The following is a 24065-nucleotide window of genomic DNA, read 5'->3' as shown; positions in this document are numbered from 1 at the left end:
AAGGCGCCCGAAGGCGCCTTTTTCCAACTGACAGAGCGTCGCTCAGTCAATTAATGGTGGTGACCACCTTCGCCGTGCACGTGGCCGTGGGCCACTTCTTCCTGGGAAGCGTCACGGATAGCGACGATCTTCACCTGGAAGTTCAGGCGCTGGCCAGCCAGCGGGTGGTTGCCGTCGACGGTCACGTCGTCGCCGTCCAGGTCACGGATGGTGACGATTTGCATCTGGCCGTCCGGAGCGGAAGCGTGGAACTGCATGCCCACTTCCAGCTCGTCGACACCTTCGAACATGCTGCGGCTCAGGGTGCTGACCAGTTCGGCAGCGTATTCGCCGTAGGCATCTTCAGGTTCTACGGCAACGGTCAGTTCGTCACCGACCTCTTTGCCTTCCAGGGCCTTTTCCAGGCCCGGGATGATGTTACCTGCACCTTGCAGGTAGACCAGCGGCGCGCCGCCGGCAGAACTGTCGATGACCTCACCAGCGTCGTTGGTCAGGGTATAGTCAATGGAGACAGCCTTATTGGCGGCGATCGGCATGGGGCGAGACCTTTTGCAGAAGAATGAAGAACGGACAAGTCTAAACAAGGATTTGCCCGAAAGCGAACACAACCCGGACGGACGGGGTCGAACAACTGACCCGACGGTCGTCGGATTTCACCAGGACGAAGACCGGCACTGGGTCGTCGAGCTTTCCTGCGGCCACACCCAGCACCTGCGCCACCAGCCACCCTGGCAATCCCGGGCCTGGGTCACGGACCCGGCGCAACGCCTTGAAAAAATAGACAAGCCCTTTACGTGCGGCTGGTGTGCGCAAGGCTCAGATAAAGATAACCTTGGCACCTGATTCCCGGTAGGCAGCCAGCCATAGGCCGCCACCGAAGCCATGCACCTCCAGAGAATTCGCATGCAGACTTTTTTTATCGCGCCCACCGATTTTGGTGTGGGTCTGACCTCCATCAGCCTTGGGCTGGTGCGCACCCTTGAACGGGCCGGGCTGAAAGTCGGCTTCTTCAAACCGATTGCCCAGCCGCACCCCGGCGACACCGGCCCCGAGCGCTCCACCGAGCTGGTGGCCCGCACCCACGGCCTGAAACCGCCCCAGCCTCTGGGCCTGGCCCATGTCGAACGGATGCTCGGCGACGGCCAGCTCGACGAGCTGCTGGAAGAAATCATCACCCTTTACCAGCAAGCCGCCGTGGGCAAGGACGTGCTGATCGTCGAAGGCATGGTGCCGACCCGCAGTGCCAGCTATGCGGCCCGGGTCAACCTGCACCTGGCCAAGAGCCTGGACGCCGAGGTGATCCTGGTCTCGGCCCCGGAAAACGAAGTGCTGACCGAACTCTCCGGCCGCGTGGAATTGCAGGCCCAGCTGTTCGGCGGCCCGAAAGACCCAAAAGTGCTGGGTGTGATCCTCAACAAGGTGCGCACCGACGAAAGCATGGAAGCCTTCTCGGCGCGGCTCAAAGAGCATTCGCCTTTGTTGCGCAGCGGCGATTTCCGCCTGTTGGGCTGCATCCCCTACCAACCGGAACTCAACGCCCCGCGCACCCGCGACGTGGCCGACCTGATGGGCGCGCAGATCCTCAATGCCGGTGATTACGAAACCCGGCGCATGACCAAGATCATCATCTGCGCCCGTACCATGCGCAACACCGTGGAGCTGCTCAAGCCCGGCGTATTGGTGGTGACACCCGGCGACCGCGACGACATCATCCTCGCCGTCAGCCTGGCCGCCATCAACGGCGTGCCGTTGGCCGGCCTGTTGCTGACCAGCGACACCCTGCCCGACCCACGGATCATGGACCTGTGCCGTGGCGCGTTCCAGGCCGGGCTGCCGGTGTTGTCGGTGAGCACCGGCTCGTATGACACGGCCAACCAGCTCAACAGCCTGAACAAGGAAATCCCGATTGATGACCGCGAACGTGCGGAGATCATCACCGACTTCGTCGCCAGCCACCTCGACGCCCGCTGGCTGCACCAACGCTGCGGCACGCCGCGGGAGATGCGCCTGTCGCCGGCGGTGTTCCGTTATCAACTGATCCAGCGCGCCCAGGCGGCCAACAAGCGCATCGTGTTGCCCGAAGGCAGCGAGCCGCTGACCGTGCAGGCCGCCGCCATCTGCCAGGCACGCGGGATCGCCCGTTGCGTACTGTTGGCCAAGCCGGCCGACGTGGAAGCCGTAGCCCGCGCCCATGGCATCGAGCTGCCCGAAGGCCTGGAGATTCTCGACCCCGACCTGATTCGCCAGCGCTACGTGGAACCGATGGTGGCCCTGCGCAAAACCAAAAGCCTCAACGCGCCGATGGCCGAGCAGCAACTGGAAGACACCGTGGTGATAGCCACCATGATGCTCGCCCTGGATGAAGTGGACGGCCTGGTCTCCGGCGTCATCCACTCCACTGCCAATACCATTCGCCCGGCCTTGCAACTGATCAAGACCGCGCCGGGCTGCACCCTGGTCTCGTCGGTGTTTTTCATGCTGTTCCCCGAGCAAGTGCTGGTATACGGCGACTGCGTGATGAACCCGCACCCCAGCGCGGCGGAGCTGGCGGAAATCGCCCTGCAAAGCGCCGACTCGGCCGCCGCATTCGGCATCACGCCACGGGTGGCGATGATCAGTTACTCCAGCGGTGATTCGGCCACGGGCGAAGAAGTCGAGAAGGTCCGCGAAGCCACCCTGCTGGCCCACGAAGCCCAAAGCTCGCTGCTGATCGACGGCCCGTTGCAGTACGACGCCGCCGCCAATGAAAGCGTGGCCCGGCAACTGGCGCCCAACAGCCTGGTGGCGGGCAAGGCCACGGTGTTCGTGTTCCCGGATCTCAACACCGGCAATACCACCCACAAGGCGGTGCAGCGCAGCGCTGATTGCGTCAGCCTGGGCCCAATGCTGCAAGGCCTGCGCAAACCGGTGAACGACCTGCCCCGCGGGGCGCAGGTGGACGACATCGTGTACACGATCGCATTGACCGCGATTCAAGCCGCCAACCGACCTATGGATGTCTAAATGCTGGATTTTCTACCTGCCGCCGTGCGCGGGGTGATCGCCTCGCTGTTGCTGGCGTTGAATACGATTTTGCTGTGCTCGTTCCTGTTTATCGTGGCGCTGTTCAAGGCGCTGCCGTTTGCCAAACGCTTCAGTGAATGGCTGATGAACCAGACCCACGAGGCCTGGATCAGCAACAACAAGGCCTGGATGAACCTGGTGCGACGCACCCGCTGGCACCTGAAAGGCCTGGAAGGCCTGGACTATGAACACTCATATCTGGTGACCAGCAACCACCAGAGCTGGGTCGATATCATGGTGCTGCAATACGTGCTCAACCGGCGCATTCGCCCGCTGAAGTTCTTCCTCAAGCAAGAGTTGATCTGGGTCCCGGTGATTGGCTTGGCGTGGTGGACGCTGGGCTTCCCGTTCATGAAGCGCTACACCAAGGCGTACCTGGAAAAGCACCCGGAGAAGAAAGGCAAGGACCTGGAAACTACCCGCAAGACCTGCGCGAAGTTTCGCCACAACCCGGTGGGAATCTTCAACTTTGCCGAAGGCACGCGGTTTACCCCGGGCAAGCATGCACAGCAACAGTCACCGTTTCGCTACCTGCTCAAGCCCAAGGCCGGCGGCATTGCCTTTGTGCTGGATGCCATGGGTGAACAGCTGAAGTCGCTGGTGAACGTGACCATTCACTATCCTGGTGGGCGCCCCGGTTATTGGGATTTGCTGTGCGGGAATGTGAAGGACGTTGTCGTGCAGTTTGAAGAGGTGCAGATTCCGGCCGAGTTTATCGGCAAGAATTATGAGCAGGATGGGGAGTATCGGTTGGCGTTCCAGGGCTGGATCAACCGGTTGTGGGAAGAGAAGGATGTGTTGCTCGCCAAATTGCACACAGATTATCCCGCCAGTCACTGATCAAAATGTGGGAGCGGGCTTGCTCGCGAATGCGGTGTGCCAGCCTATACATGTGGCGGCTGACACTCTGCTTTCGCGAGCAAGCCCGCTCCCCCATTTGACCGAGTTGTTTCCAAGGCCCCATAAAAAAAGCCCACCAACATGGCGGGCTTTTTTGTGCACTTGAAGCTTAGATCGCGCCGCGCTGGCGCAGCAGGTCCAGCACTTGCTTGACGCTGTCTTCCAGCGACAACGCCTGGGTGTCGATCACCAGGTCCGCATTCAACGGTACGTCATACGGGAACGACTCACCCGGGATGTTATCGCCGCCCGCCGCGTACAAACCTTGCGGATCACGCTCGGCACACACCAGCGGCGAAGCCTGCACGTACACGGTCAGCAAACGATCACCGCCGATCAGCGCCTTGGCCTGTTCACGCCCTTCAGCATCCGGGGCAACAAACGCCGCCAACGTCAGCAAGCCGGCTTCGTTGAACTGACGCGCCACGTGCGCGGCACGACGCCAGTTCTCGGTACGCCCGGCACGGTCCTGCGGCAAGCCCTTGTTCAGGTCGTGGCGCAGGTTCTGGCCGTCCAGCACAAACACCGCACGGCCCATGTCGAACAGCTTGCGTTCAACCGCGTAGGCCAGGGTGCTTTTGCCGGCGCCCGACAAGCCGCTGAACAACACGGTCGCCGGTTGCTGGCCGAAGCGCTGGGCGCGCTCTTCGGTGGCCACGTGAGCCAGTTTGCCGTGCTGCGCCGCGCTGCCATGGGTCACCGGCGGCGCGATGATCATGCCCGCAGCCACGGTGCCGTTGGTCAAACGGTCGATGACGATGAACGAACCGGTGGTGCGGTTGCTCGCGTAACCGTCCAGGGCGATGACCGTGTCGAGGCTGACCTTGACCCGGCCAATCTCGTTCAACTGCAAGGCGCTCGCCGGGCCTTCTTCCAGGGTGTTCACATCCACGCGATGCACAATGCTGGTGATGGAACCCGGCACGTAGCTGGTGGCGCGCTTGATGTCGTATTTCTTGCCCGGCAGCATCGGTTCTTCAGCCATCCACACCAGCATGGCGTCGAAAGCGTCGGTCACTTGCGGCACGTTGTCGGCATGCACCAGCAGGTCGCCACGGGAGATGTCGATTTCGTCTTCCATGGTCAGGGTCACGGCCTGGCCGGGACCTGCGTTTTCCAGTTCACCTTCAAAGGTGACGATGGATTTGACGCGGCTGCTCTTGCCCGACGGCAGCACCACGACTTCGTCGCCCTTGTGCACGATGCCGCTGGCCAGGGTGCCGGCAAAACCACGGAAGTTCAGGTTCGGACGGTTGACGTACTGCACCGGGAAACGCAGGTCGGTGTAGTTGCGGTCATTGGCGATCTCGACGGTCTCGAGGATCTCCATCAGCGACTGGCCGGTGTACCAGGGCGAACGCTCGCTCTTGTTCACCACGTTGTCGCCCTTGAGCGCCGACATCGGCACGAAGGCCAGGGTGCTCGGCTTGAACGCGATACCGTCGGCAAACTTCAGGTAATCAGCCTTGATCGACTCGAATACGCTTTGGTCAAAGCCATTGATGTCCATCTTGTTGACGGCCACCACGATGTGCTTGATGCCCAGCAACGAGGCGATGAAGCTGTGGCGACGGGTCTGGGTCTGCACGCCGTAGCGGGCGTCGATCAGGATGATCGCCAGGTCACAGGTGGAGGCACCGGTGGCCATGTTGCGGGTGTACTGCTCATGGCCGGGGGTGTCGGCGATGATGAATTTGCGCTTGGCGGTGGAGAAGTAGCGGTAGGCAACGTCGATGGTGATGCCCTGCTCACGCTCGGCCTGTAGGCCGTCGACCAGCAACGCCAGGTCGATGTCGTCACCGGTGGTGCCGGATTTTTTCGAATCGCGGGTGATGGCTTCCAGGTGATCTTCGTAGATCATCTTGGAGTCGTGCAGCAGGCGCCCGATCAGGGTGCTCTTGCCGTCGTCGACGTTGCCACAGGTCAGGAAGCGCAACATTTCCTTGCGCTCGTGCTGGCCCAGGTAGGCGAGGATGTCCTCGCTGATCAAATCAGATTGATGCGACATGACAGCCCCTTAGAAATAGCCTTGACGTTTTTTATCTTCCATCGAGCCTGCACCATCGTGGTCGATGACACGGCCCTGGCGCTCGGAAGTTCGCGTCAGGAGCATTTCCTGAATGATGTCCGTCAGCGTCTCGGCTTCGGACTCCACCGCGCCCGTCAACGGGTAGCAGCCAAGGGTACGGAAACGTACTTTCTTTTTGACGATTCGGGCTTTGTCTTCGTCGGACAGGTGCTCGAGGATGCGGTCGTCGTCGATCATGATCAACGTGCCGTTCTTCTCGATCACTTCGCGTTCGGCGGCGAAGTACAGCGGGACGATCGGGATGCCTTCCAGGTAGATGTACTGCCAGATATCCAGCTCGGTCCAGTTGGACAGCGGGAACACACGGATCGACTCGCCTTTGTTGACGTTGCCGTTGTAGACGTTCCACAGCTCCGGGCGCTGGTTTTTCGGGTCCCAGCGGTGCTTGCTGTCGCGGAACGAGTACACGCGCTCTTTGGCACGGGATTTCTCTTCATCGCGACGGGCACCGCCGAATGCAGCGTCGAAACCATACTTGTCGAGCGCCTGTTTCAGGCCCTCGGTCTTCATGATGTCGGTGTGCTTGGCGCTGCCGTGGGTGAACGGATTGATGCCCTGCGCCACACCGTCCGGGTTGACGTGAGTGATCAACTCAAGACCAAGCTCTTCGACCATCTTGTCGCGGAACTTGTACATCTCCTGGAATTTCCAGCGGGTGTCGACGTGCATCACCGGAAACGGCAGCTTGCCCGGAAAAAAGGCCTTGCGTGCCAGGTGCAGCATCACGGCGGAGTCTTTACCGATCGAGTAGAGCATCACCGGGTTATCGAACTCGGCGGCGACCTCGCGGATGATGTGGATGCTTTCCGCCTCCAGCTGTTTCAGATGCGTCAGTTTGTCGACCATGGTTACTCACGGAAAAACGATCTTATGGACGGCCAGCGGGCCGTGTTCGAGCGGGGCATGCTAGCACAGCGCCTGATTCTATTGAGGGGGCTGGCTAGATCGAAACGGTATATCAATATACCGCTGGGTTTGGCCCGACTCGATCAAATGTGGGAGCGGGCTTGCTCGCGAATGCGGTGTGTCAGTCAATGCATATGGCGACTGATGCACCGCATTCGCGAGCAAGCCCGCTCCCACATGTGTCCGGTGGTGTTCGTTAGATCGGGTTTGGGCAATCGATGAAGAGGTGTTCGAGGGCGAAGCGTCGCGCCAGGTAATCACCCAACGCCTGTACACCATACCGCTCGGTGGCATGGTGCCCGGCCGCGATAAAGCTGATGTCGTTTTCCCGGGCACTGTGGAAGGTCTGCTCCGAAGCTTCGCCGCTCAGGTAAAGGTCGACACCGGCCAGCACCGCCTGGTCGATATAGCCCTGGCCGCCACCGGTGCACCAGCCCACGCGGCGGATCATCTCGCTGCCTTCGATCAGCAGGGGCTCGCGGCCCATGGCTTCCTGCACGCGGCGGGCAAAATCACGGGGCGACGCCGGCTCGGCCAGGGAACCCACCAGGCCGACGACCTTGAGGTTGTCCGGGTCCAGCGGGCCTTCGACGGTGATGTCCAGTTGCCGGGCCAGTTGCACGTTGTTGCCGACCTCAGGGTGCAGGTCCAGCGGCAAGTGATAGGCAAGCAGGCTGATGTCGTGCTTGAGCAGGGTTTTCAGGCGGCGCTGCTTCATGCCGGTGATGCACGGGCTTTCGCCTTTCCAGAAATAACCGTGGTGCACCAGCACCAGGTCGGCCTGGGCTTCGACCGCCGCGTCCAGCAATGCCTGGCTGGCGGTCACGCCGCTGACGATGCGCAGCACTTGCGGACGGCCCTCGACCTGCAGGCCGTTGGGGCAGTAATCGGCGATTTTGGCACTATTAAGGTAGCGGTCCGCTTCCTCGACTAAGGTGCTCAGGGCAACGGCCATAAAAGACTCCTAAATATCCCGTTCAGAGGCGCTCACGGCCTCGTATAATGCGCGACATTATGGGCGCTCTCCCGCCCCCTGCAACCTGTCAGGATTTTTCTTAATGCTCAAGGCACTGCGTTTTTTTGGATGGCCATTGTTGGCTGGCGTGCTGATCGCGATGCTGATTATTCAGCGTTATCCACAACTGGTCGGCCTGCCGACCCTTGATGTCAACCTGCAACAGGCACCGCAAACCAGCGCGGTGGTACAAGGCCCGGTGACTTACGCCGATGCGGTGGTGATCGCCGCCCCCGCCGTGGTCAACCTGTACACCACCAAGGTCATCAACAAACCGGCGCACCCGCTGTTTGAAGACCCACAGTTTCGTCGCTATTTCGGCGACAACTCGCCCAAGCAGCGGCGCATGGAATCCAGCCTCGGCTCCGGCGTGATCATGAGCCCGGAAGGCTACATCCTCACCAACAACCACGTGACCACCGGCGCCGACCAGATTGTGGTGGCCCTGCGTGATGGCCGGGAAACCCTGGCCCGCGTGGTCGGCAGCGACCCGGAAACCGACCTCGCGGTGCTGAAAATCGATTTGAAAGGCCTGCCCTCGATCACCATCGGGCGCTCCGAAGGGCTGCGCGTAGGTGACGTGGCGCTGGCCATCGGCAACCCGTTCGGCGTCGGCCAGACTGTGACCATGGGCATCATCAGCGCCACCGGGCGTAACCAGTTGGGCCTCAACAGCTATGAAGACTTCATCCAGACCGACGCGGCGATCAACCCGGGCAACTCCGGCGGCGCGCTGGTGGATGCCAACGGCAACCTGACCGGCATCAACACCGCGATCTTCTCCAAGTCCGGCGGCTCCCAGGGCATCGGTTTCGCGATTCCGGTGAAGCTGGCCACTGAAGTGATGAAGTCGATCATCGAGCATGGCCAGGTGATTCGTGGCTGGCTGGGGATTGAAGTCCAGCCGCTGACCAAGGAACTGGCCGAGTCGTTTGGCCTGACCGGACGCCCTGGCATCGTGGTCGCCGGGATCTTCCGCGACGGCCCGGCGCAGAAAGCCGGCCTGCAACTGGGGGATGTGATCCTCAGCATCGACGGCGAGCCGGCCGGGGATGGTCGCAAGTCGATGAACCAGGTGGCGCGGATCAAACCCACCGACAAGGTGGCGATCCAGGTGATGCGCAATGGCAAGGAAATCAAGCTGTCGGCGGAAATCGGCCTGCGTCCGCCGCCTGCACCGGTGAAAGAAGAGGAATAACGGCTTCGGGAGCCCGTTCGCGGGCTCCTGTTACCTAATATTTCAAAAGAAATTCATTCTCATTAGTCATGTTATATTGTTTCAATATCGCTATTGGAACGCTCTATCATGCCGTCTCGAAGATTTGCCCCGCTGGCGGGAATCGCCCTGGGTTTGCTGGTGGACCCGGCCTACGCCGAAGACACCGCCCCCGTTGAACTGGAAGCCACCCGCATCACCAGCGAGGCGTACGAATCAGCCACCGGCCCGGTCAAGGGCTATCGCGCCACCCGCTCCGCCAGCGCCACAAAAACCGACACCGCCTTGCGGGATATCCCACAATCCATCAGCGTGATTCCCGCTTCGGTACTCAACGACCTGGGCAGCACCAACGTCGAGCGTGCCCTTGAGTTTGCCGGCGGCGTGTCCAAACAGAACAACTTCGGCGGCCTGACGCTCTACGAATACAGCGTTCGCGGCTTCACCACGTCAGAGTTTTACGTGGACGGTTTCAGCGCCAACCGCGGTTACCCGAGCACGCCGGACGCGGCCAACATCGAGCGCATCGAGGTGCTCAAAGGCCCCGCCGCCAGCCTGTATGGCCGTGGTGACCCAGGCGGCACGGTGAATATCGTCAGCAAAAAGCCGCAGCCCGAGGCCTTCACCACACTGCAGACCAGCGCCGGCAGTTGGGACCGCTACCGCACCGCGCTGGACGCGAACACGCCGCTGGACAGCGAGGGCAACGTGTTATCGCGGGTCAACCTGGCGGTGGAAGACAACCACAGCTTCCGCGACCACGTTGAGGCCAGGCGGGTCTTCGTCGCGCCCTCCATCAGTTGGCAACTGGACCCGGACACACACCTGCTGGTGGAAAGTGAATTCGTGCGTCACCGCTCCACTTTCGACCGCGGCATCGTCGCGCCCAACAACCGCTGGAGCGGCGTCTCCCGCTCGACCTTTCTCGGCGAGCCCAACGACGGCGATATCCGCAACCACAACAACCGCCTGCAAGCCAGCCTCGAGCATCACCTCAACGATGCCTGGCAACTGCGCCTGGCCAGCCATTACAAACAAGGCAGCCTGTGGGGCAACGCCTCGGAAAACCGCGCGCTGGATGCCGATGGCCACACCCTCAGCCGCCGCTACCGCGAGCGCTCCACCGGTTGGCATGACAGCATCACCCAGCTCGAACTGCGCGGCCGGTTCGACATCGGCAGTTGGCAGCACGAATTGCTGATCGGCACCGAGTACGAGGACTACCGCAAGAAAGAACGGGTGACCGCCATCGCCGGCGGCGATTACGCCATCGACATCTATGACCCGGTCTATGGCCAGCCCAAACCGAACGGCAAGCGCTCCGGCACTGACTTTTTCGAACAGGTGAAAAGCCAGGCGCTGAACCTGCAGGACCAGATCATCTTCACCGACCGCCTGCGCGGGATGATCGGCGCGCGGTTCGAACACTTCGAGCAGCGCACCGACGACTTCAGCCGCAACCATGCCAAAAGCCGGCAGACCCACGACGCCCTGACCCAACGCGCCGGCTTGCTCTACCAACTGACGCCTGAAGTGGGCCTGTTCGCCAACGCCTCCACCTCGTTCAAACCCAACAATGGCCTGGACGCCGGCGGCAAATCCTTCAAGCCGGAAGAAGGCGTGGGGTATGAAATCGGGATCAAGAGCGAGCTGTTCGACGACCGCCTGAGCACCACCCTCGCCGCCTTCCATATCGAGAAAGAAAATGTCCTGGCCCTGGACCCGGCTACCGACACACAGCGCGCCATGGGCAAGGCCCGCAGCCAGGGTTTTGACCTGCAACTGACCGGCCAGGTGACTGACGCCGTACGGGTGATCGGCGCCTTTGCCTACATCGACGCCGAAGTGACCAAAGGCGACAAAGCCATCCCCACCGGCAGCCGGATTCTCGGCGTAGCCAAACGCAGCGGCAGCTTGCTCGGGGTGTATGAATTCCAGGACGGCCTGTTGCGCGGCTCCGACCTCGGTGCGGCCTTTACCTACGTCGGCGACCGCTCCGGCGAAGCCGGCAAAAGCTTTGAATTACCGGCCTACCACACCGTCGATTTACTGGCCCATTACAAGGCCAGCGACAACGTCACCGTGGGCCTGAACCTCAACAACCTGTTCGATGAAAAGTACTACGAGCGCTCCTACAGCAATTACTGGGTCAATCCCGGCGAGCCGCGCAACTTCACCGTCAGCCTGACCCTCAACCTGTAAAAGGACGTCACCATGCAAGCCTTCAAATCCCTGGCCGTGCTCGGCCTGCTGTTTGCCACCCAAGTCTCGGCCCACGGGCTGTGGACCGAACAACGGCGCGGCAATATCGAAGTGATCTACGGCCACGGCGCCGAAGACAACGCGTTCAAGGCGCAGAAAATCAGCGGCGCCTGGGCCTACGACGCCAGCGGCAAAATGATCCCGGTGACCGTGGAACGTCTGCCCGACCATGCGCGCCTGAAGCCGCTCAAATCGCCGGCTGTACTGGCGGTCGCCCTGGATAACGGGATGTGGTCACAGACGCCTGACAAGAAGTGGATCAACGAGGGCCGCAGCAAGGTGCCGGGGGCAATTGAGTCGACCCAGACCTTCAAGTACAGCCTGGCGATCTACCAGCCGGGGGCGAAGTTGCCGAAGCTGGATCAGATCAAGCTACTGATCTTGCCGGAAGTTGATCCGCTGACGGTCGGCCCGGGTAAATCACTGCCGGTACGGGTGCTGCTGGATGGCAAGCCGGCGGCTGGGGTCAAGCTGATCGGAGACTATCGCAACGCACCGAACACCCTGAGCACCGAGACCGATAAAGACGGTCGCGCCCGGGTGCTGGTGAGAAATGAAGGATTGAATGTGATTGCGGCGCAGGTGGAAATCCAGCTCAAAGACAATGCTGATGTCGCGACTCGCGGACTGTTCAGTTCCCTGACTTTCCTGGGCGAGCCGCATCACGAGTAACCCCGCAAAACAATGTAGGAGCCGGGCTTGCCCGCGATGGCGATTTTTCAGTCGAGGCATCTGGTGACTGATCCACCGCTATCGCGGGCAAGCCCGGCTCCCACATTTGCTCTCTATCGTTTCGACAATCGGATTACAGCGCGACCGGCGCTCTTTCACACAGGGTATTGAGCGCCGCCGCCCACTGCGGGTCATCGTTCAGGCACGGCACCAACACCAACTCCTCGCCCCCCGCCTCGCGGAATTGCTCCAGGCCGCGATCACCAATTTCCTCCAGTGTCTCGATGCAGTCCGCAACAAACGCCGGGCACATCACCAGCAGCTTCTTCACGCCCTGTTGAGCCAACGCTTCAAGGCGTGCCTCGGTGTACGGTTCGATCCACTTGGCCCGGCCCAGCCGCGACTGGAACGCCACCGACCATTTGCCATCCGGCAAGCCAAGGCGCTCGGCAAAATCCCGCGCAACGCTGAAACACTGCGCGCGATAGCACGTGGCAAGCACCTCGGGAGAGGCGTTCTGGCAGCAGTTGGCGTCCTTGAAGCAGTGTTGCCCGGTAGGGTCGAGCTTTTTCAGGTGGCGCTCGGGCAACCCATGAAAGCTCAGCAGGAGGTGATCGAAATCCTCTTCCACATAGGCTCTGGCGCTGTTGGCCAAGGCGTCCAGGTACTCCGGTTCATCGTAGAACGGCTGCAGAATCGAAAACTCGATCGCCAGCTTTTTGTGCCGCACCACGCGCCGGGCCTCTTCGATTACCGTGGTCACGGTGCTGTCGGCAAACTGCGGGTACAACGGCGCCAGGGTCACTTTCTTGATGCCTTGGGACGCCAGCCGGGTCAGTACGCTTTCAATCGACGGCTCGCCATAGCGCATGGCCAACTCCACCGGCCCCTGGGTCCACTGTGCAGTCATCTGTTGTTGCAAGCGACGGCTAAGAACTACCAGCGGCGAGCCTTCGTCCCACCAGATCGAGGCGTAGGCATGGGCCGATTGCTCCGGGCGCTTGATCAGGATCAGCGACACCAGCAAACGCCGAACCGGCCATGGCAGGTCAATGACGTAAGGGTCCATCAGGAACTGATTGAGGTAGCTGCGCACATCCGCCACCGAAGTGGACGCCGGTGAACCCAGGTTGACCAGTAACAACGCGTGATCCGTCATGCAACATCCTATCTCTAGAGGCGGCTGGACAAGTCGTCCAGGGCCGCATGCAACTCAGTGAACTGGAAAGTGAAACCGGCCGCCAACAGCCGCTGCGGCAAAGCCCGCTGGCCACCCAGCAACAAACCGGACAACTCGCCCAGGCCGATACGCAAGGCAAACGCCGGCATGGGCATGAACGCCGGGCGGTGCAGCACCTTGCCCAGGGTCTTGGCGAACTCCAGGTTGCGTACCGGGTGTGGCGCGCAGGCATTATAAGGACCGCTGGCATCGGTCTTGTGCAGAAGAAAATCAATCAGGGCGATTTGATCCTTTATATGGACCCATGACATCCACTGCCGACCATTGCCGATAGGCCCGCCCAGCGCCAGTTTGAACGGCAGCAACAGCCGCGACAAAAAGCCGCCCTCCGCCGCCAGCACCAGCCCGGTACGCACCAGCACCACGCGGATGCCGAATGCCTCGGCACGCTGGGCGGTTTCTTCCCAGGCAATGGATAACTGGCTGCCGAAATCGTCCTGCACCGGGCCGCTGTCTTCGGTCAGCTCGCGCTCACCACCGTCGCCGTACCAGCCCACCGCGGAACCGGAGATCAACACCGCCGGTTTGTGTTCAAGGCCCTCAAGCCAGGCCAGCAGCGTTTCGGTGAGGCCGATACGGCTGCTCCACAACAGCGCCTTGCGTTTATGCGTCCAGGGCCGGTCGGCAATCGGCGCGCCGGCCAGATTGACCACCGCGTCCACCGCCTCGTTTATGTCTTGCAGGCGGGCGACGCCACGCACCTGGGCGCCGCACAATTTAGCCACTTGTTCGGGATGGCGGCTCCAGACCGTGAGGCGATGGCCCTGGGCAAGCCAGTATTGGCAAAGTTGACGGCCGATCAAACCGGTACCGCCGGTCAGCAAAATGTGCATGAGTTGTTCCTCGTGTAACGTTCGCCGACCACCGTTAGTCTATTTTATAAACAGGGATGTTTTAATCGGGCGCAACGCTGGTTAAACCTTCAGGTTTAACCATAGGTCACGCCAAACGATCAGGTACGCCAAAACTTATACCAAAAAACAATATTGTACAGCTATTGGTGTCGGCGTAGTCTGTACCCAACGGTAAAACGAGGCCTCCCATGACTGTTCCCATCGCGATCATTGGCACCGGCATCGCCGGTCTCTCCGCCGCCCGAGCGTTGAAAGACGCGGGGCACGTTGTACAACTCTTCGATAAAAGCCGCGGCAGTGGCGGTCGCATGTCCAGCAAGCGCAGCGATGCGGGCTCGCTGGACATGGGCGCACAGTACTTCACCGCCCGCGACCGGCGCTTCGTCAACGAGGTGCAACGCTGGCAGGCCAATGGTTGCGCCGAGCAATGGAAGCCACAGCTGTACAACTTCAAGTCCGGCCAACTGACGCCCTCCCCCGATGAACAGATCCGCTGGGTCGGCACGCCGCGCATGAGTGCGATCACCCGCGCCCTGCTCGATGACTTGCCGGTGCAGTTCGGTTGCCGCATCACCGAAGTGTTCCAGGGTAAACATCACTGGAACCTGCTGGACGCCGACGGCGAAAGCCACGGCCCGTTCAGCCACGTGATCATCGCCACCCCGGCGCCCCAGGCCACCGCTCTGCTGGCCGCTGCGCCCAAGCTGGCGAGTGTCGCCGCCGGGGTCAAGATGGACCCGACCTGGGCCATTGCCCTGGCCTTCGACAAGCCGCTGGATACGCCCATGGAAGGCTGCTTCGTCCAGGACAGCCCGCTGGACTGGCTGGCGCGCAACCGCAGCAAACCGGGGCGCGACACCACCCTCGACACCTGGGTTTTGCACGCCACCAGCACCTGGAGCAAGCAACACCTGGACCTGTCCAAGGAAGCCGTGATCGAACACCTGCACGGCGCCTTCGCCGAACTGCTGCACAGCGCCATGCCGGCGCCTTCCTTCACCCTCGCCCACCGCTGGCTGTACGCGCGGCCGTCCACAAGCCATGAATTTGGCGTGCTGGCCGACGCCGACCTGGGCCTGTATGTATGTGGCGACTGGTGCCTGTCAGGCCGCGTGGAAGGTGCGTGGCTCAGCGGCCAGGAGGCGGCGCGGCGGTTGATCGAGCACCTGCGATGAACCGCATCAATCCCGCCAAGCTGCTGCTGTCGAAGTGGACAGCAGCCCGCCCGCAGCACAAGGAAAAACATTTTCTGGTGACCAAACTGCTGCGTGATGACGAAGGCGATGTGCAGGAAATCGAGCTGGAAGCCGTGATGAGCCATCGCGTGCAGCGCCTGGCCTGGCAAACCCTGCAAAACGCCGAAGACTGGAAAATCGGCTGGAAATAGCCATTCTGCAAATACTTGTACAAATTATTTGACTTGTACAGCTTCAAACCTATGATGAGATTAAGTTGTACAGGAATTTAACTCTGTACAGGAATTTCATCGAGGTTTGGCCATGTCCAGCACCCTGCCCGCCACCGGCAAACCGAAAATCGCCATCAGCGCCTGCCTGTTGGGCGAGAACGTGCGCTTCAACGGCGGGCATAAACAATCCCAGCTGTGTAGCCAGACCCTGGCCGATTATTTCGACTTCGTGCCGCTGTGCCCTGAAGTCGCCATTGGCCTGGGCATCCCCCGCGAACCGATTCGCCTGGTGGGCGACCCGCTCAATCCACAGGCCGTTGGCACCGTAAACCGCGAACTTAACGTGACCCAGCCGCTGGACGATTACGGCCAGCAAATGGCAGCTGAACACACCGACCTCTGCGGTTACATCTTCATGCAGAAATCCCCGTCCTGCGGCCTGGAACGGGTCAAGGTCTATCAGGACAACGGCATGCCCATCGACGGCGGCGGGCGCGGCATCTACGCCCAGGCGTTTTGTGCGCGCCACCCCAACCTGCCGGTGGAAGAAGACGGTCGGCTGAATGACCCGGTCCTGCGGGAAAACTTCCTGACCCGGGTGTTCGTCTACGCCACCTGGCAGCAACTGCTCGCCGAAGGCCTGACCCGTCACCGCCTGCTGGAATTTCACTCGCGCTACAAATACCTGCTGATGGCCCACAGCCCGGTGCATTACAAAAGCCTCGGCAACCTGCTGGGCAGCATGCCCAGGGACGTCGACCTGGGCGCCTTGGCCGCCGGCTACTTCAGCGAACTGATGAGCGCCCTGACCCAGTGCGCCACACGCGGCACCCACACCAACGTGCTGCAACACATCAGCGGCTACCTCAAGCAAGCCATCAGCGCCGAAGACAAACAGGAAATGCAGACCATCATCAGCCAATACCGCCAGGGCATCGTGCCGCTGGTGGTACCGCTGACGCTGCTCAAGCACCACTTTCGCCAGCATCCGGACCGCTATATCGCGCAGCAGGCCTACCTGCAACCGCACCCGGAAAACCTCAGCCTGCGTAATGCGATTTAACCTATGACTTTTCCCCTGCAAGAACCTGGCGAAGACATCGCCGAGGCCATCGAACAAGGCTGGCTGCCGATCCGCGAAGTGGCGCGCCAGACCGGCGTCAACGCCGTGACCTTGCGCGCCTGGGAGCGGCGCTACGGGCTGATCGTGCCCCAGCGCACGCCCAAGGGGCACCGCCTGTTCAGTGCCGAGCACGTGCAACGCATCCATACCATCCTGACCTGGCTCAACCGCGGTGTGCCGGTCAGCCAGGTCAAGAGCCTGATCGACACCGCGCAAGCCACCAGCGAGCCGCCGGTGGAAAACGAATGGCACAACCGCCGCCAGCACCTGATGCAGGCCATCAGCGAACTGGCCGAGCGCCGGGTGGATGATGCCTTCAACCAGGCCATGGCGCTGTACCCGCCGCGCACCTTGTGCGAGCAACTGTTATTGCCGTTGCTCAAGGAGCTCGAACTGCGCTGGCAAGGCCAGTTCGGCGCGCAGATGGAACGGGTATTTTTCTATTCCTGGCTGCGCAGCAAATTCGGTGCGCGGATGTATCACAACAACCGCCAGCTCAACGGCGCCCCCCTGTTGCTGATCAACCATTCCGACCTGCCGCTGGAGCCGCACCTGTGGCTCACCGCCTGGCTCGCCAGCAGCGCCGATTGCCCGGTGGAAGTTTTCGACTGGCCATTGCCGGTGGGCGAACTGGCCCTGGCCGTCGAGCATCTGCAACCCCGCGCGGTACTGCTGTATTCGAGCAAGGCACTCCATACCTCGGTGCTGGGCAAACTGTTGAGCGGCTTCAGTTGCCCCAAACTGATAACCGGACCAACGGTATGCATCCACCAGGCGGAGCTGTCCGTATTAACCCAAGAGATTCCTGAATTGCTCCTGGCCGAAGACCCGTTGTCGGCCCATCAGGTACTGATCCAGCGTGGACTTATTTAAATGCACTTGATCTGGCTGCGCACCGACCTGCGCCTACATGACAACACCGCCCTCGCCGCCGCCGCACAGCGTGGCCCGACAGCGGCCGTCTACCTGATCAGCCCCGGGCAATGGCTGGCCCACGATGACGCGCCGTGCAAGGTCGATTTCTGGCTGCGCAACCTGCAGCGCTTGAGCTCAGCGCTGGGCGAGTTGAACATTCCGTTATTGATCCGCCATGCCGACACTTGGGATCAAGCACCTGAAGTTTTGGCAGGCCTGTGCCAGGAACTGTCGGTGGAGTCGGTGCACGTCAATGACGAATACGGCATCCACGAAGAGCGCCGCGACGCCGCCGTGGCCAAGGCCCTCGAAGCTCAAGGCATCACGTTCCACACCTATCTGGACCAGTTGTTTTTCCAGCCCGGCAGCGTGCTGACCAAGACCGGCACCTACTTCCAGGTGTTCAGCCAGTTCCGCAAGGTCTGCTACAGCCGCCTGCATGGCGCCTTGCCGCGTTTGGTCGCCACTCCCAAGGCGCAGGCACCGCTCAAACTCAAAAGTGACGAGGTTCCGGATCACGTCGAGGGCTTCGCTACCCCGAGCGAAGCCTTGCGCGCCCTGTGGCCTGCCGGCGAAGCCGAAGCCCGGCGCCGTCTCGACCAGTTCGCCGACGCACAAATCAGCTACTACAAGGACGAACGCGACTTCCCGGCCAAGCCCGGTACCAGCCAGCTTTCGGCCTACCTTGCAGCAGGCGTGGTTTCACCGCGCCAGTGCCTGCATGCCGCGCTGCAAAGCAACCAGGGTGAATTCGAAAGCGGCGACATCGGCGCGATTACCTGGATCAACGAGCTGCTGTGGCGCGAGTTCTACAAACATATTCTGGTGGGCTACCCACGGGTCTCGCGCCACCGCGCATTCCGCCCGGAGACCGAAGCCGTGGCCTGGCGCAACAGCCCGGAAGACTTGAAAGCGTGGCAGGAAGCACGCACCGGCCTGCCGATCATCGACGCCGCCATGCGCCAGCTACTGGAAACCGGCTGGATGCACAATCGCCTGCGCATGGTGGTGGCGATGTTCCTGACCAAAAACCTGCTGATCGACTGGCGCGAAGGCGAGCGCTTTTTCATGCGTCACCTGATCGACGGCGACCTCGCGGCCAACAACGGTGGCTGGCAGTGGAGCTCGTCCACCGGCACCGACTCGGCCCCGTACTTCCGGATTTTCAGCCCCTTGAGCCAATCGGAAAAATTCGACGGCGAAGGTGTGTTTATCAAGCACTGGCTGCCGCAACTGGCGGCGCTGAACAAAAAGGAAGTGCACAACCCCGACGCCGTGGGCGGCCTGTTTGGTGTGGCCGACTATCCTCGTCCTATCGTCGATTTGAAAAAATCCCGCGAGCGCGCCCTCGCTGCTTTCCGCAGCCTGCCTTCACGCCAGGCGGTCGGAGGTGCTTATGAGTGATTTCCTGCGCCGCTTCGCCCAGGTGTTCGCCAGTGTGGACAAGCACAACCTGCACCTGCTCGATGGCCTGTACAGCCAGGACATCAGTTTTACCGACCCACTGCACGAGGTGCACGGGCTGCCGGCGTTGCACCGCTACTTCGCCGAGCTGTACGACAACGTGACCCAGTTGCGCTTTGACTTCCATGGCTTTGATCAAGTGGCGGAAGGCGAAGGCTACCTGCGCTGGAAAATGAGCTTCTGCCACCCGCGCCTGGCCAAGGGCGAAGTGATTCGTGTGGAAGGCTGCTCGCACCTGCTGTGGCGCGACAAGGTGTATCGCCACCGGGATTATTTTGACGCTGGACAGTTGCTGTATGAACACGTGCCGGTCCTTGGCGGTGTGGTCAGCTGGCTGAAAAGGAGAATGGGATGAGCCTTAATCTTCCACGTCGTTACTGGTTGACCGGGGCCAGCAGTGGCATCGGGGCCGAACTGGCCAAGACGCTGCTCGAAAGCGGTGCCCATGTGGCCCTCAGTTCCCGCTCCAAGGCGCCCCTGGAACAGCTTGCCCAGCAATACCCCGGGCAAGTGCTGGTGGTGGCCGGCGACCTGACCAACAGCCAGACCGTACGCGAGATCGGTGAACACATCGCGGTGGCCTGGGGTTCGCTGGATACGGTGATCCTGAATGCCGGCACCTGCGAATACGTGGATGCCAGGCAATTCGACGCCTCGATCATCGAGCACGTGGTGCGCACCAACCTGCTGGCCAGCAGTTACTGCATCGAGGCCGCGCTGCCGCTGTTGCGCGCCGGTCATACACCGCACCTGGTCGGTGTGGCCAGTGCGGTGACCTACCTGCCGATGCCCAGGGCGGAAGCCTATGGTGCGTCGAAGGCCGGCCTGCGTTACCTGTTCGAGTCCCTGCGTATCGACCTGTCGCCTGAAGGGATCGACGTCACCGTGGTCAGCCCGGGGTTTGTCGACACGCCGCTGACCGCCCGCAATGATTTCCCGATGCCCCTGAGCTGGCCGGCAGACAAGGCCGCGCGACATATCTTCGCCAAGCTGCAAAACCGTCCATTGGAAATTGCCTTCCCTGCCCTGTTTATTGCCGCCTTGTGGCCACTGTCGAAACTGCCGAACCGCGTCCAGTTGATCATTGGCAAACGCATGCTGCGCAGCCCGCCGCCGAGAAAGGACGACCTGTGAAGATCGCCATTATCGGCAGCGGCATTGCCGGGCTGACCAGCGCCTACCTGCTCAGTCGCCGCCACGACATCACCCTGTTCGAAGCGGGCGACCGCATCGGCGGCCACACCCATACGGTGAATGTCACGGTGGAAGGCAAAAGCCATGCGGTGGACACCGGCTTTATCGTGTTCAACGACTGGACCTATCCCAACTTCATCAAGCTGCTGGGGCAAATTGGCGTGACGTACAAACCCACCGAGATGAGCTTTTCGGTGTGCGACCCGAACGCCGGGTTCGAGTACAACGGCAACAACCTCAACAGCCTGTTTGCCCAGCGCCGGAATATTCTGTCGCCGGGGTTCTGGGGCATGTTGCGCGATATCCTGCGCTTCAACCGCCAGGCGCCCCTGGACCTGCAAGAGCAACGCATCAGCGCCGAGATGACCCTGGGCGAGTACCTGCAAGCGGGCGGCTACGGCCAGCGATTTATCCAGCACTACATCGTGCCGATGGGCGCGGCGATCTGGTCGATGTCCCTGGCTGACATGCTCGGGTTTCCCCTGCAATTCTTCGTGCGGTTCTTCAAGAACCATGGCTTGTTGTCGGTGAGCAACCGGCCGCAGTGGTGCGTGATCGAAGGCGGTTCCAGCCGCTATATCGAACCGCTGACCCAGTCCTTCCGCGAAAATATCCGCCTCAATTGCCCGGTCACCCGGGTTGAGCGTTCAGCCATCGGCGCAGTTATCCACAGCGCCGCCGGCAGCGAGGCATTCGACAAGGTGGTGTTCGCCTGCCACAGCGACCAGGCCCTGGCCTTGCTGGGGGATGCGAGCCTGGCCGAGCAACAGATCCTCGGTGCCCTGCCCTACGCCGACAATGACGTCGTCCTGCACACCGATACCCGTCTGCTGCCCGAGCGCAAACTGGCTTGGGCCAGCTGGAATTACCGGCTGGATGGCCGCGCGCAAAAACAGGCGGCGGTGACCTACGACATGAACATCCTGCAAGGCATCGACAGCACCACCACCTTTTGCGTGAGCCTCAATCAAACGGCGCTGATCAACCCGCTCAAAGTCCTCGCCCGCTACACCTACGCCCACCCGCAATACAGCCTGGCCGCCGTGGCCGCCCAAGCGCGCTGGGAAGAACTGCACGGCGCGCAGCACACCTATTATTGCGGCGCCTACTGGGCCAACGGTTTCCACGAAGACGGCGTGGTCAGCGCATTGCGCGTGGCCAAGGCGTTCGGGGAAATCCTGTGAACAGCGCCCTGTACAGCGGCTGGATCGCCCATCGGCGGTTTACGCCAAAGGGCCATGCCTTTCGGTACCGGATCGGCCTGCTGTACCTGGACCTCAGCGAACAGGACGAAGTGTTCGGCTTGTCGCCATTGGCGGGTGAGCGCTGGGCGCCGTTCGCGTTTCGCCAGCAGGATTACCTGCGTGAATTGACCCGTCACGGCATGAGTTTGACCGATGCCGTGCGCCAAGAAGTCGGCAAGGCCCTGGGGCGCATCCCCTCGGGCGTTATCTGCCTGCTGACCCAGGCCCGCAGTTGGGGCCTGGCCTTTAACCCGGTGAGTTTCTTCTACTGCTTCGAGGCCGACGGAACGCTGGCCGCGATCCTTTGTGAAGTGACCAACACCCCGTGGCGCGAGCGCTATCACTACGTGCTGCCGGCCCAGGCGCTGCCTGCCGGTGAGCATCAGCACTTCGCCGTGGCCAAGGCGTTTCATGTGTCGCCGTTCTTGCCCCGGGACCTGGAATACCGCATGAGCTTCAGCCCGCCCGCCGCCAGGCTCGGCGTGCATATGGCCGACTGGCAGGGCGAACTGAAAGTCTTCGACGCCACCTTGAGCCTGCAACGCGAAGCCCTGAACCGCGCCAGCCTCCACCGCTACCTGTGGCGCTTCCCGTGGATGACCGCCAAGACCTGCCTGGCCATTTATTGGCAGGCCTTGCGCCTCTTGCTTAAACGCACGCCGATTTTTTCCCATCACGCCGCCGAAGGCGCTTCTCGCACCGCAGTCGGGTACACCAAGGATCGCCGCCATGAAATCCCCTAGCTTATCGGTCAAATCCAACCGCTTGAACGTCAACGGCATGACCGCCGCGCTGCTGCGCAAAGCCGTGCTGCGCCAGCTCGGCCAACTGCGCCACGGCCAGTTGGTGGTGATCGAGGACGGCGAACGGCAAGTCTTCGGCGCACGGGAAGCGCACCTGCTGGGGGAGATCCAGATCCTCGATTCAGCCGTGTGGGGGCTGGTGGCGGCCAACGGCTCCATCGGCGCCGGCGAGGCATTTATCCATGGTTACTGGAGCAGCCCGGACCTGACCGCCGTGGTACGGGTGATGGTCAGCAACCTCGACGTGCTGGATGCGCTGGAAGGTGGGCTGGCCAAACTCGCGCGGCCCTTCACCCAGGGCCTGCACTGGCTCAACCGCAACACGCGCAAGGGCTCGCAGAAAAACATTGCCGCCCACTACGACCTGGGCAACGACCTGTTCGAGGAATTCCTCGACCCGACCATGATGTATTCGGCCGCGCAGTTCCTCACCGCTGACGACACCCTGGAACAGGCGCAGTTGAACAAGCTGGAACGCATCTGCCAGAAGCTCGCGCTGAAACCATCCGACCACCTGCTGGAAATCGGCACCGGCTGGGGCAGCATGGCGATTTATGCCGCGCAGCAGTACGGCTGCAAGGTCACCACCACGACCCTGTCCAAAGAGCAGTTTGCCTACACTGAAAAACGCATCGAGGCCCTGGGTTTGCAGAATCAGGTGACGTTGCTGCTGGAGGACTACCGCGACCTGACCGGGCAGTACGACAAGCTGGTGTCGATCGAGATGATCGAAGCCGTGGGCCACCGCTTCCTGCCGACCTATTTCAAACAGTGCGCGCAGTTGCTCAAGAGCAACGGCCTGATGTTGCTGCAAGCCATCACCATTCGCGAGCAGCGCTACGAACAAGCCAAGAGCAGCGTGGATTTTATCCAGCGCTATATCTTCCCCGGCGGCGCCTTGCCGTGTGTACAGAAGATGCTGGAGATCGTCAGCCGCGACACGGACATGAACCTGCTGCACATGGAAGACTTCGGCCTGCACTACGCGCGAACCCTGCGCCTGTGGCATGAGAACTTTCGCCGCGCCCACAGCCGCCTGACGGAAATGGGCTACGACGAATACTTCCTGCGGCTGTGGGAATTTTACCTGTGCTACTGCGAAGGCGGCTTCATGGAGCGCACCATCGGCACCGCGCAGATGCTGCTGGCCAAGCCGGCGGCGCTGACCCAGCCACTGCTCGGGCGCTTTGATGCTTAAACCACTGGCAAATGCCGTGCTGTTCCAGTGCGGCTGGTTTGCCTGTGTGCTGGGCGGCGACAGTCTGTGGCTGTTGGTGGGGTTGGCGGTGCTGGTAATCCACCTGCTGTGGATAAGTTCGTGGTCAGCGGAAGGCCAGGTGATTGTTGCCGTCACCTTGTTGGGCACCGTGATCGACACCGTGCTACGTGCATTCGGCGTGTTTCATTTCAGCCTGCCCGGGCTGTTGGCGCCATTGTGGCTGATCCTGTTGTGGGCATTGCTGGCGACCACGCTGCGCCATTGCCTGGCCTGGAGCGCGCAGCCCTGGTGGCGTGCGAGTTTGTTGGGGGCGGTGGGCGGGCCGTTGTCCTATTACGCGGGCAGCCAACTGGCGGGGGTGAGTTTCGGCTATGGCACCGTGCCGACCGTCATCGGCCTGGCGTTACTCTGGGGGATGATTTTTCCGTTGTTGCATTGGGTTGCCAGGCAGTTGGCACATTGACGTCCGTCAGGCCTT

23 protein-coding genes are annotated in these 24065 nt (G+C 61.6%); 17 read left to right on the top strand and 6 right to left on the bottom strand.

Annotation, left to right across the window (positions count from 1 at the left end):
- Positions 1 to 50: 50 nt before the first annotated feature.
- On the bottom strand, positions 51 to 536 hold the full coding sequence (locus HX818_RS18790; RefSeq protein ID WP_003208457.1) for a peptidylprolyl isomerase: 486 nt from the start codon (positions 534 to 536) through the stop codon (positions 51 to 53).
- Here HX818_RS18790 and HX818_RS18785 point away from each other — a divergent pair.
- From HX818_RS18785 to HX818_RS18775, 3 genes are read left to right on the top strand one after another with little or no spacing between them, the layout of a single operon-like run.
- A complete protein-coding gene (locus tag HX818_RS18785; RefSeq protein ID WP_003208456.1) occupies positions 505 to 843 on the top strand; it encodes a DUF3565 domain-containing protein in 339 nt (112 codons plus the stop codon). The two genes, HX818_RS18790 and HX818_RS18785, sit on opposite strands and share 32 nt — an antisense overlap.
- 60 nt (positions 844 to 903) lie before the next feature.
- On the top strand, positions 904 to 3003 hold the full coding sequence (gene pta, locus HX818_RS18780) for a phosphate acetyltransferase (RefSeq protein ID WP_003208454.1): 2100 nt from the start codon (positions 904 to 906) through the stop codon (positions 3001 to 3003).
- Positions 3004 to 3903 carry an acyltransferase gene (locus tag HX818_RS18775; protein ID WP_003208452.1) on the top strand — a complete coding sequence of 300 codons (900 nt, stop codon included), beginning with the start codon at positions 3004 to 3006 and terminating at the stop codon, positions 3901 to 3903.
- A gap of 169 nt (positions 3904 to 4072) precedes the next feature.
- On the opposite strand, the gene cysN is transcribed toward HX818_RS18775, so the two are convergent.
- The 3 genes from cysN to HX818_RS18760 form a co-directional block, all read right to left on the bottom strand.
- Positions 4073 to 5971 carry a sulfate adenylyltransferase subunit CysN gene (cysN, locus tag HX818_RS18770; protein WP_003208449.1) on the bottom strand — a complete coding sequence of 633 codons (1899 nt, stop codon included), beginning with the start codon at positions 5969 to 5971 and terminating at the stop codon, positions 4073 to 4075.
- 9 nt (positions 5972 to 5980) lie between these two features.
- Positions 5981 to 6898, bottom strand: a complete 918-nt coding sequence (gene cysD, locus HX818_RS18765) for a sulfate adenylyltransferase subunit CysD (RefSeq protein WP_003208447.1) — start codon at positions 6896 to 6898, stop codon at positions 5981 to 5983.
- A gap of 256 nt (positions 6899 to 7154) precedes the next feature.
- Positions 7155 to 7913 carry a Nif3-like dinuclear metal center hexameric protein gene (locus HX818_RS18760; protein ID WP_003208444.1) on the bottom strand — a complete coding sequence of 253 codons (759 nt, stop codon included), beginning with the start codon at positions 7911 to 7913 and terminating at the stop codon, positions 7155 to 7157.
- Between the two features lie 103 nt (positions 7914 to 8016).
- Here HX818_RS18760 and algW point away from each other — a divergent pair, with 103 nt between their 5' ends.
- The 3 genes from algW to HX818_RS18745 all read left to right on the top strand — a co-directional run bounded on the left by algW (position 8017) and on the right by HX818_RS18745 (position 12123).
- Positions 8017 to 9171, top strand: a complete 1155-nt coding sequence (gene algW / locus HX818_RS18755; RefSeq protein WP_003208442.1) for a Do family serine endopeptidase AlgW — start codon at positions 8017 to 8019, stop codon at positions 9169 to 9171.
- Between the two features lie 108 nt (positions 9172 to 9279).
- On the top strand, positions 9280 to 11391 hold the full coding sequence (locus tag HX818_RS18750) for a TonB-dependent siderophore receptor (protein ID WP_177020542.1): 2112 nt from the start codon (positions 9280 to 9282) through the stop codon (positions 11389 to 11391).
- Between the two features lie 12 nt (positions 11392 to 11403).
- Positions 11404 to 12123: a DUF4198 domain-containing protein gene (locus HX818_RS18745; protein WP_177020541.1), complete on the top strand. Its 720-nt coding sequence runs from the start codon at positions 11404 to 11406 to the stop codon at positions 12121 to 12123.
- 133 nt (positions 12124 to 12256) lie between these two features.
- Here the strand turns inward: HX818_RS18745 and hemH are convergent, their stop codons facing one another.
- Positions 12257 to 13282 carry a ferrochelatase gene (gene hemH, locus HX818_RS18740; protein WP_003208438.1) on the bottom strand — a complete coding sequence of 342 codons (1026 nt, stop codon included), beginning with the start codon at positions 13280 to 13282 and terminating at the stop codon, positions 12257 to 12259.
- Between the two features lie 14 nt (positions 13283 to 13296).
- Positions 13297 to 14196, bottom strand: coding sequence for a TIGR01777 family oxidoreductase (locus HX818_RS18735; protein ID WP_177020540.1), 900 nt, complete (start codon positions 14194 to 14196; stop codon positions 13297 to 13299).
- A gap of 209 nt (positions 14197 to 14405) precedes the next feature.
- Between HX818_RS18735 and HX818_RS18730 the strand changes: the two genes are divergently transcribed.
- The 11 genes from HX818_RS18730 (at position 14406) to HX818_RS18680 (ending at position 24050) form a co-directional block, all read left to right on the top strand.
- Entirely contained in the window at positions 14406 to 15392 is a 987-nt protein-coding gene (locus HX818_RS18730) for an NAD(P)/FAD-dependent oxidoreductase (RefSeq protein ID WP_003208434.1), read from the top strand.
- Positions 15389 to 15604 carry a TIGR02450 family Trp-rich protein gene (locus tag HX818_RS18725; protein ID WP_003208432.1) on the top strand — a complete coding sequence of 72 codons (216 nt, stop codon included), beginning with the start codon at positions 15389 to 15391 and terminating at the stop codon, positions 15602 to 15604. The genes HX818_RS18730 and HX818_RS18725 overlap by 4 nt, the downstream gene beginning before the upstream one ends.
- A gap of 112 nt (positions 15605 to 15716) precedes the next feature.
- Positions 15717 to 16688: a DUF523 and DUF1722 domain-containing protein gene (locus HX818_RS18720; RefSeq protein ID WP_008432288.1), complete on the top strand. Its 972-nt coding sequence runs from the start codon at positions 15717 to 15719 to the stop codon at positions 16686 to 16688.
- Between the two features lie 3 nt (positions 16689 to 16691).
- Entirely contained in the window at positions 16692 to 17621 is a 930-nt protein-coding gene (locus HX818_RS18715; protein WP_177020539.1) for a MerR family transcriptional regulator, read from the top strand.
- Positions 17622 to 19067: a deoxyribodipyrimidine photo-lyase gene (gene phrB, locus HX818_RS18710; RefSeq protein WP_177020538.1), complete on the top strand. Its 1446-nt coding sequence runs from the start codon at positions 17622 to 17624 to the stop codon at positions 19065 to 19067.
- Positions 19060 to 19482: a nuclear transport factor 2 family protein gene (locus tag HX818_RS18705; RefSeq protein ID WP_003208426.1), complete on the top strand. Its 423-nt coding sequence runs from the start codon at positions 19060 to 19062 to the stop codon at positions 19480 to 19482. The genes phrB and HX818_RS18705 overlap by 8 nt, the downstream gene beginning before the upstream one ends.
- Positions 19479 to 20261, top strand: coding sequence for an SDR family oxidoreductase (locus tag HX818_RS18700; protein ID WP_008432280.1), 783 nt, complete (start codon positions 19479 to 19481; stop codon positions 20259 to 20261). The genes HX818_RS18705 and HX818_RS18700 overlap by 4 nt, the downstream gene beginning before the upstream one ends.
- On the top strand, positions 20258 to 21505 hold the full coding sequence (locus HX818_RS18695) for an FAD-dependent oxidoreductase (protein ID WP_177009579.1): 1248 nt from the start codon (positions 20258 to 20260) through the stop codon (positions 21503 to 21505). Before HX818_RS18700 ends, HX818_RS18695 begins: the two co-directional genes overlap by 4 nt.
- A complete protein-coding gene (locus tag HX818_RS18690) occupies positions 21502 to 22308 on the top strand; it encodes a DUF1365 domain-containing protein (RefSeq protein WP_087693766.1) in 807 nt (268 codons plus the stop codon). The genes HX818_RS18695 and HX818_RS18690 overlap by 4 nt, the downstream gene beginning before the upstream one ends.
- Positions 22295 to 23566, top strand: a complete 1272-nt coding sequence (locus HX818_RS18685; RefSeq protein ID WP_017475993.1) for a cyclopropane-fatty-acyl-phospholipid synthase family protein — start codon at positions 22295 to 22297, stop codon at positions 23564 to 23566. Before HX818_RS18690 ends, HX818_RS18685 begins: the two co-directional genes overlap by 14 nt.
- Positions 23559 to 24050 carry a DUF2878 domain-containing protein gene (locus tag HX818_RS18680; protein ID WP_003208418.1) on the top strand — a complete coding sequence of 164 codons (492 nt, stop codon included), beginning with the start codon at positions 23559 to 23561 and terminating at the stop codon, positions 24048 to 24050. Before HX818_RS18685 ends, HX818_RS18680 begins: the two co-directional genes overlap by 8 nt.
- Positions 24051 to 24065: the final 15 nt, after the last annotated feature.

Origin of the sequence: Pseudomonas sp. F9001, assembly GCF_013385435.1 — a bacterium.
Taxonomy (GTDB): Bacteria; Pseudomonadota; Gammaproteobacteria; order Pseudomonadales; family Pseudomonadaceae; genus Aquipseudomonas.
This window is presented reverse-complemented; position numbering and strand designations above follow the sequence as displayed.

What these genes read in the sequence shown, in the direction of transcription:
- HX818_RS18785 (WP_003208456.1), top strand. Translation starts at nt 505, where the DNA reads ATGGAGACAGCCTTATTGGCGGCGATCGGCATGGGGCGAGACCTTTTG.
- HX818_RS18790 (WP_003208457.1), bottom strand. Translation starts at nt 536, where the DNA reads ATGCCGATCGCCGCCAATAAGGCTGTCTCCATTGACTATACCCTGACC.
- pta (WP_003208454.1), top strand. Translation starts at nt 904, where the DNA reads ATGCAGACTTTTTTTATCGCGCCCACCGATTTTGGTGTGGGTCTGACC.
- HX818_RS18775 (WP_003208452.1), top strand. Translation starts at nt 3,004, where the DNA reads ATGCTGGATTTTCTACCTGCCGCCGTGCGCGGGGTGATCGCCTCGCTG.
- cysN (WP_003208449.1), bottom strand. Translation starts at nt 5,971, where the DNA reads ATGTCGCATCAATCTGATTTGATCAGCGAGGACATCCTCGCCTACCTG.
- cysD (WP_003208447.1), bottom strand. Translation starts at nt 6,898, where the DNA reads ATGGTCGACAAACTGACGCATCTGAAACAGCTGGAGGCGGAAAGCATC.
- HX818_RS18760 (WP_003208444.1), bottom strand. Translation starts at nt 7,913, where the DNA reads ATGGCCGTTGCCCTGAGCACCTTAGTCGAGGAAGCGGACCGCTACCTT.
- algW (WP_003208442.1), top strand. Translation starts at nt 8,017, where the DNA reads ATGCTCAAGGCACTGCGTTTTTTTGGATGGCCATTGTTGGCTGGCGTG.
- HX818_RS18750 (WP_177020542.1), top strand. Translation starts at nt 9,280, where the DNA reads ATGCCGTCTCGAAGATTTGCCCCGCTGGCGGGAATCGCCCTGGGTTTG.
- HX818_RS18745 (WP_177020541.1), top strand. Translation starts at nt 11,404, where the DNA reads ATGCAAGCCTTCAAATCCCTGGCCGTGCTCGGCCTGCTGTTTGCCACC.
- hemH (WP_003208438.1), bottom strand. Translation starts at nt 13,282, where the DNA reads ATGACGGATCACGCGTTGTTACTGGTCAACCTGGGTTCACCGGCGTCC.
- HX818_RS18735 (WP_177020540.1), bottom strand. Translation starts at nt 14,196, where the DNA reads ATGCACATTTTGCTGACCGGCGGTACCGGTTTGATCGGCCGTCAACTT.
- HX818_RS18730 (WP_003208434.1), top strand. Translation starts at nt 14,406, where the DNA reads ATGACTGTTCCCATCGCGATCATTGGCACCGGCATCGCCGGTCTCTCC.
- HX818_RS18725 (WP_003208432.1), top strand. Translation starts at nt 15,389, where the DNA reads ATGAACCGCATCAATCCCGCCAAGCTGCTGCTGTCGAAGTGGACAGCA.
- HX818_RS18720 (WP_008432288.1), top strand. Translation starts at nt 15,717, where the DNA reads ATGTCCAGCACCCTGCCCGCCACCGGCAAACCGAAAATCGCCATCAGC.
- HX818_RS18715 (WP_177020539.1), top strand. Translation starts at nt 16,692, where the DNA reads ATGACTTTTCCCCTGCAAGAACCTGGCGAAGACATCGCCGAGGCCATC.
- phrB (WP_177020538.1), top strand. Translation starts at nt 17,622, where the DNA reads ATGCACTTGATCTGGCTGCGCACCGACCTGCGCCTACATGACAACACC.
- HX818_RS18705 (WP_003208426.1), top strand. Translation starts at nt 19,060, where the DNA reads ATGAGTGATTTCCTGCGCCGCTTCGCCCAGGTGTTCGCCAGTGTGGAC.
- HX818_RS18700 (WP_008432280.1), top strand. Translation starts at nt 19,479, where the DNA reads ATGAGCCTTAATCTTCCACGTCGTTACTGGTTGACCGGGGCCAGCAGT.
- HX818_RS18685 (WP_017475993.1), top strand. Translation starts at nt 22,295, where the DNA reads ATGAAATCCCCTAGCTTATCGGTCAAATCCAACCGCTTGAACGTCAAC.
- HX818_RS18680 (WP_003208418.1), top strand. Translation starts at nt 23,559, where the DNA reads ATGCTTAAACCACTGGCAAATGCCGTGCTGTTCCAGTGCGGCTGGTTT.